The organism is Bradyrhizobium zhengyangense (assembly GCF_022012555.1).
In the GTDB taxonomy this organism is placed as follows: domain Bacteria; phylum Pseudomonadota; class Alphaproteobacteria; order Rhizobiales; family Xanthobacteraceae; genus Bradyrhizobium; species Bradyrhizobium zhengyangense.
This window is the reverse complement of the sequence record NZ_JAKLTZ010000077.1, coordinates 1-1,178: the sequence shown is the minus strand read 5'-3', so window position 1 is coordinate 1,178 and position 1,178 is coordinate 1. Positions and strand designations below refer to the sequence as shown.

Sequence of the window (1,178 nt, the reverse complement as noted above, 5' to 3'; positions counted from 1 at the left end):
TGGCGCGCTACATCAACCAGACGTTAGGTATTTGGTTGAAGCGAAAGTACAAGCGCTTCCATCACCGTTTAGGACGCGCGCGTCTCTTCCTGGAGAAGATCGCGCGTGAGAACCGCAGGCTCTTTGTGCATTGGCAACTCGGCGATGGCGGCAAGATTGCCTGATGGGAGCCGGGTGAGGCGAGAGTCTCACGCCCGGTTCTGCGAGAGGCTGGAGGTGAAATCCCTCCGGCCTACTCACCCCACCATCCGGATCCTGGCGAAGGGCAAATGCACGACCGGCCGGATCTGGACGTATGTGCGGGATGACCGGCCGTTCGCCGGGCCTGCGCCGCCGGCGGCGGTCTATTATGCCTCGGGCAACCGACGGGGCGAACATCCTCAGATGCATCTGGCCGCCTTCGCCGGCATTCTGCAGGCGGATTGCTATGGCGGCTTCGAGCCGTTGTTCGATCCAAAAAGGAAAGCAATGCCGATCACGCCGGCATTTTGCCTGGCCCATGCGCGGCGGGGATTCTTCGAGCTGGCTGACATCGAGAAAGCCGCCCGGGAAGGCAAGGGCAAACCGGTCTCCCCGATCGCGCTGGAGGCGGTCAGGCGTCTTGACGCCCTGTTCGAGATCGAGCGCGCCATCAACGGCCGTGGTGCCGACGAGCGGCGTGCTGTGCGCCAGGAGCGGAGCAAGCCGCTGCTCGACGACATGCACGCCTGGCTGCTCCGCGAGCGAGAAAGCCTCTCCCGCTCCGCCGAGGTCCTGAAGCCCATGAACTACATGCTCAAGCGCTGGGACGACTTCGTCCGCTTCCTCGACGATGGCAGGATCTGCTTGACCAACAATTGCGCTGAGCGTGCATTGAGAGGCATTGCCTTGGGAAGGCGCAACTGGACCTTCGCTGGCAGCCAACGTGGCGCCGACCGTGCCGCTATCATGCTGACGATGATCACGACCTGTCGCCTCAACGACGTCGATCCCAAGGCTTGGCTCGCCGACGTCCTCGCCCGGATCGCCGATCTTCCCACCTCGCGTCTGCGCGAACTGCTGCCCTGGGAATGGAAGCTCCTTCACCAAGCCGGCAAGTCCGCCGATCAGCAAGCCGCCTGACCTTCACGCAACGCCATCGTAGAACTCGCCGTGCTCGCGCGCATGCGTCAATCAGGCGGCCTTCGTCGTATGCGTAC

The 1,178-nt window shown here is 63.3% G+C and carries 1 pseudogene; it reads left to right on the top strand.

Features of this window, described 5'->3' with window-relative positions:
* Positions 1-243 precede the first annotated feature (243 nt).
* Positions 244-1,101, top strand: a pseudogene (gene tnpC / locus L6639_RS42900) (IS66 family transposase); the annotation flags it as partial.
* Positions 1,102-1,178 lie beyond the last annotated feature (77 nt).